Below are 4,697 nucleotides of genomic sequence, written 5' to 3' on the forward strand. Positions count from 1 at the left end.
AGCCCGTCATGCTGGAAATGCTCAATGGATATCCCCGATTTAATCTTTACAAAACAGTGATTTATCCACACAATCCGGTTGTCGAGGCGAGGAACCTTATGGCCGCACAGAACAACGCCCCCCTACCTGATGGTCTGGAAATTGCTGGATATCGCATTGTAAAGAAAATTGCGTCCGGTGGGTTCAGTATTGTTTACCTCGCGTACGATAGCGAAGGCGTGGCGGTCGCCATCAAGGAATATTTGCCCAGTTCTTTGGCGCTGCGGCAGGAGGGCGAACTGGTTCCGGCTGTCTCCAAGGCCAATCTGCCGGTGTTCCGCATCGGCCTCAAGTGCTTCTTCGAGGAAGGCCGGGCACTGGCCCGCATCTCCCATCCCAACGTCGTCAGCGTGCTCAACTTCTTCCGCGCGCACGAAACCGTTTATATGGTGATGGCCTACGAGTCCGGCCACTCGCTGCAGGAGCATATCCAGCGCCAGCGCGCCAAGGGCGTTAAAGTAGGTGAACTTTTTATCCGCACCATTTTCACCCAGGTGGTGAAAGGCCTGCGTGAAGTCCACGCCAACAAGCTGCTGCACCTCGACCTGAAGCCGGCCAATATTTATCTGCGCACCGACGGCACGCCGATGCTGCTGGACTTCGGCGCCGCGCGCCAGACCGTCAACACCGACATGCCGACCCTGACGCCGATGTACACTCCTGGCTTCGCCCCGCCCGAGCTGTACGCCAAGACCGGCATGGGGCCGTGGACCGATATCTACAGCATCGGCGCCTCGATGTTCGCCTGCATGGTGGGCTCGCCGCCGCAACCGGCCGACCAGCGCAAGAGCGCGGACAAGATGGCCGGCCACTTTGAAAAACTGGAAGGCCAGTATTCGCCCGAGCTGGTGCAGCTGGTGCGCTGGTGCCTGCAGATCGATCCGCTGGCGCGGCCGCAAAGCCTGTTCGCCGTGCAGAAGGTGCTGCAATCGAAGCCGCCGGAAACCGCGCCGGCCGCGCCGCCGCAAGGCGTGATCGACAGGCTGCGCGGACTGGTGGGGCGGCTGGGCGGTGGCGGCGCGGCGCGCGCCAAGGCCGGTCCCGATACCCTGGTGTGATGCGACAAGGACCGACCATGCAATTCTCCGTGTACCAGGAAAGTCATATCGGCGGCCGCAAGGTCAACCAGGACCGCATGGGCTACAGCTTCACGCGCGACGCGCTGCTGCTGGTGCTGGCCGACGGCATGGGGGGCCACCTGCGCGGCGAAATTGCCGCCAGCGTGGCGCTGCAAACCATCTCCACCCTGTTTCAACAGCAGGCCCAGCCCTACGTGAAAAAGCCGCAGCGCTTTCTGGAGGAAGCCTTGCAGGCCGCACACCGCGACATTCACCAGTACCGCCACACCCACCAGTTGCCGGAAACGCCGCGCACCACCATCGTGGCCTGCCTGATCCAGCACAACACCGCCACCTGGGCGCATTGCGGCGACTCGCGCCTGTACTGGATGCGCGGCAGCCAGATCCTGGGCCGCACGCGTGACCATTCGCATGTGGAGAACCTGATCGCCAAGGGACTGGCGCTGCCGTCCGAGCGCGCCACCCATCCGGACCGCAACAAGCTGTGGAATTGCCTGGGCGCCGACACCCCGCCCAAGGTGGAAGTGGGCGCTGGCGCCGGCCTGCTGCCGGGCGACGTCATGCTGTTGTGTTCCGACGGTTTGTGGTCTATGCTGCCGGACGATGAACTGGTGCGGCGCCTGCAGGCGCAAACCGTGGTGCGCGCCGTGCCGGACATGCTGCAGGCCGCGTTGCGCGCGGCCGGCGATGGCAGCGACAACGTCACCGCCCTGGCCATCATGTGGCAGGGCAGTTCGGTGGTGGACAGCATGGACCCGCTGGCCTCCACCATCATCTCGACCGAGGCGCTGCCGGAAGACCTGCACAGCACCACCATCCGCGACACGCCGCTGCCGGCGCTGGATGGCGCGGCGGCCGAAGTGGACGCCTTCGACGACGATGAAATTGAAAAAGCCATCGCGGAAATCCGTGGTGCGATCGAAAAATCCTCCCAAATCCTCAAATAAGGAAAACAGAATGACCGAAGTAATCCGCCCGAGCGGCCGTGCCGTTGATGCGCTGCGCACCCTGCGCCTGACCCGCGACTACACCAGGCACGCCGAAGGTTCGGTACTGATCGAGTGCGGCGACACCAAAGTGATTTGCACCGCCAGCATCGAGGAAAAAGTGCCGGGCTTCCTGAAGGGCAAAGGCCAGGGCTGGCTGACCGCCGAATACGGCATGTTGCCGCGCTCCACCCACAGCCGCATGGACCGCGAAGCGGCCAAGGGCAAGCAGTCCGGCCGCACGCAGGAGATCCAGCGCCTGATCGGCCGCTCGCTGCGCGCCGCCTTCGACCTGGAGGCATTTGGCGAGCGCACCCTGCATCTGGACTGCGACGTGATCCAGGCTGATGGCGGCACCCGCACCGCCTCCATCACCGGCGCCATGGTGGCGGCGTACGATGCGTTCGCCAAGCTGGCCGCGCGCGGCCTGATTCCGGCGATTCCGCTCAAGCACTTCGTGGCGGCGATTTCGGTCGGCGTCTACCAGGGCACGCCGGTGCTGGACCTGGACTACGTGGAAGACTCGGGCTGCGACACCGACATGAACGTGGTGATGACCGACGCCGGCCACTTCATCGAAGTGCAGGGCACCGCCGAAGGCGCCGCCTTCGACCGCGCCGGCATGAACCGCCTGCTGGATCTGGCGCAGGCCGGCATCGCCGACCTGATCAAGCTGCAAAAGCAGACCCTCGGCCTGACCGCGTGATCGCCTGATCCCATCCGGCCGGCCGCGTTGAGCCGGGCCGGAAAAGGGCATACAATCGGAACACTATGAAAAAATGGATGACGCTCCCGCTGGTGTGCATCATGTTTTTGATGTGCCCGGTGTTTGCCCGGGATCTGACCATCGTCTTCATTCCGAAGTCCCACGACCAGGACTTCCGGCTCTTCATGCGGATCCCATGAGCGCCCCCCACATCCGCAAACTGGCTGCGCGCATGGCATTGCTGCTGGCGCTGGCGCCGTGGCAGCTTGCCGGCGCCGCGTCATGGGTCGGCCCGGGCGCCGGCCCGGTGGCGCAGGCCGGCAAGCACATCACCTTCATTTCTTACGACTTGCGCAACGGCGGCATCACTGCCGCCTATCGTGGCCTGTTCACTGCCGCCAGGGAACTGGGCTGGCAGCTGGAGCTGGTGGACGGCCGCGCCGATCACAACACCATACGCGCCAGCTTCCGCAATGCGGTGGCCCAGCGTCGCGACGGCATAGTCATCGGCGGTTTTGATGTCGAGGTGGTGGCGTCCGAGCTGGCGCGGGCCGGGCAGGCCGGCGTGGTGCTGGTGGGCTGGCACGCTGCCGCGTTGCCGGGACCGGCCAAATCACTGTTCACCAATGTCAGCACCGCGCCGGACGAGGTGGCGCGGATGGCTGCCGAATTTGTCATTCACAGCGCCACCGGACCGGTCGGCGCGGTGATCTTCAACGATAACCGCTTCCCGATCGCGAACCTGAAGTCGGAACGCATGGCGCAGATCCTGGCCAAATGCGCCCAGTGCAAGCTGCTGGCGATGGAAAATATCCGCATCGAGCAGGCGCGCAGCACGGTGCCGGACGCGGTGACCCGCCTGAATCGCCAGCACGGCAAGGCGTGGACCCACAACCTGGCCGTCAACGACGCCTATTTCGATGCGATGAATGTTGCGCTGGTGTCGCAGCGGCGTGGCGATATCCGCAATGTGGCCGCCGGCGATGGCTCGGCGGTGGCGATCAGCCGCATCGGCTCCGGCATGTCGCAGCAGACGGCCACCGTGGCCGAGCCCACCGGGCTGCAGGGCTGGCAGATTGCCGATGAATTCAACCGCGCCTTCGCCGGCCAGCCGCCCAGCGGTTATGTGAGCGAGCCGATCATGGTGACTCAGCCTTTCCTGGCGGGGCTGCGTGGCGCCGACATCGAGATCAATATCCCGTACCGCCAGGCGTACCGTCAGATCTGGCAGATCCGCCCGGCGAAAGCGGACTAGCACCGGCAAGCGTTACAATGTCGGCTTCTTTGCCTTCCCTAGCCGATCTATCATGACCCAACGCCTGATCCTCGCCTCCAACAACAAGGGCAAACTGAAGGAGTTCAACGAACTGCTGGCCACCGTGGGCTTTTCCGTCCACGCCCAGGGCGAATACAATGTGCCCGAAGCGGATGAACCTTTTCACACGTTTGTCGAAAATGCATTGCAGAAGGCACGCCACGCATCGCGCCTGACCGGCCTGCCGGCGCTGGCGGACGATTCCGGCGTTTGCGTCAATGCGCTGGGCGGTGCGCCGGGCGTGTACTCGGCGCGCTTTGCCGGCGAGCCGAAATCGGACGCGCGCAACAACGAAAAGATGATTGCCGAGCTGGCGCAACATGAAGACAAGTCCGCATACTACTACTGCGTGCTGGTGTTCGTGCGCCATGCCGACGATCCGCAACCCATCATTGCCGATGGCCGCTGGAATGGCGTGATGGTTGATACGCCGCGCGGCGAGGGTGGCTTTGGCTACGATCCTTACTTCTTCATTCCATCGCTGGGCAAATGCGCGGCCGAGCTGGCGCCGGAAGAGAAAAACGCCTTGTCGCACCGCGGCCAGGCCCTGCGTGCATTGGTAGAGAAGCTGA

5 protein-coding genes are annotated in these 4,697 nt (G+C 64.0%); all 5 read left to right on the top strand.

The features are described from left to right. Positions 1 to 98 precede the first annotated feature (98 nt). Positions 99 to 1,097 carry a serine/threonine-protein kinase gene (locus tag ABDW57_RS28090; RefSeq protein WP_343733437.1) on the top strand — a complete coding sequence of 333 codons (999 nt, stop codon included), beginning with the start codon at positions 99 to 101 and terminating at the stop codon, positions 1,095 to 1,097. Between the two features lie 17 nt (positions 1,098 to 1,114). Beyond that, the gene (locus tag ABDW57_RS28095; protein WP_343733438.1) at positions 1,115 to 2,065 is read left to right on the top strand and encodes a PP2C family serine/threonine-protein phosphatase; all 951 of its coding nucleotides are present in this window, start codon (positions 1,115 to 1,117) and stop codon (positions 2,063 to 2,065) included. Between the two features lie 10 nt (positions 2,066 to 2,075). After that, positions 2,076 to 2,810 carry a ribonuclease PH gene (gene rph / locus ABDW57_RS28100; protein WP_343733439.1) on the top strand — a complete coding sequence of 245 codons (735 nt, stop codon included), beginning with the start codon at positions 2,076 to 2,078 and terminating at the stop codon, positions 2,808 to 2,810. A 196-nt stretch (positions 2,811 to 3,006) separates the two neighbouring features. Beyond that, complete coding sequence (locus tag ABDW57_RS28105; RefSeq protein ID WP_343733440.1) at positions 3,007 to 4,065, top strand: substrate-binding domain-containing protein; 1,059 nt, start codon at positions 3,007 to 3,009, stop codon at positions 4,063 to 4,065. 52 nt (positions 4,066 to 4,117) lie between these two features. After that, positions 4,118 to 4,697: RdgB/HAM1 family non-canonical purine NTP pyrophosphatase (rdgB, locus tag ABDW57_RS28110; protein WP_343733441.1), on the top strand; the 580-nt coding region annotated here is incomplete at its 3' end.

It is taken from the genome of Duganella sp. (assembly GCF_039595735.1).
GTDB lineage: Bacteria > Pseudomonadota > Gammaproteobacteria > Burkholderiales > Burkholderiaceae_D > Rugamonas.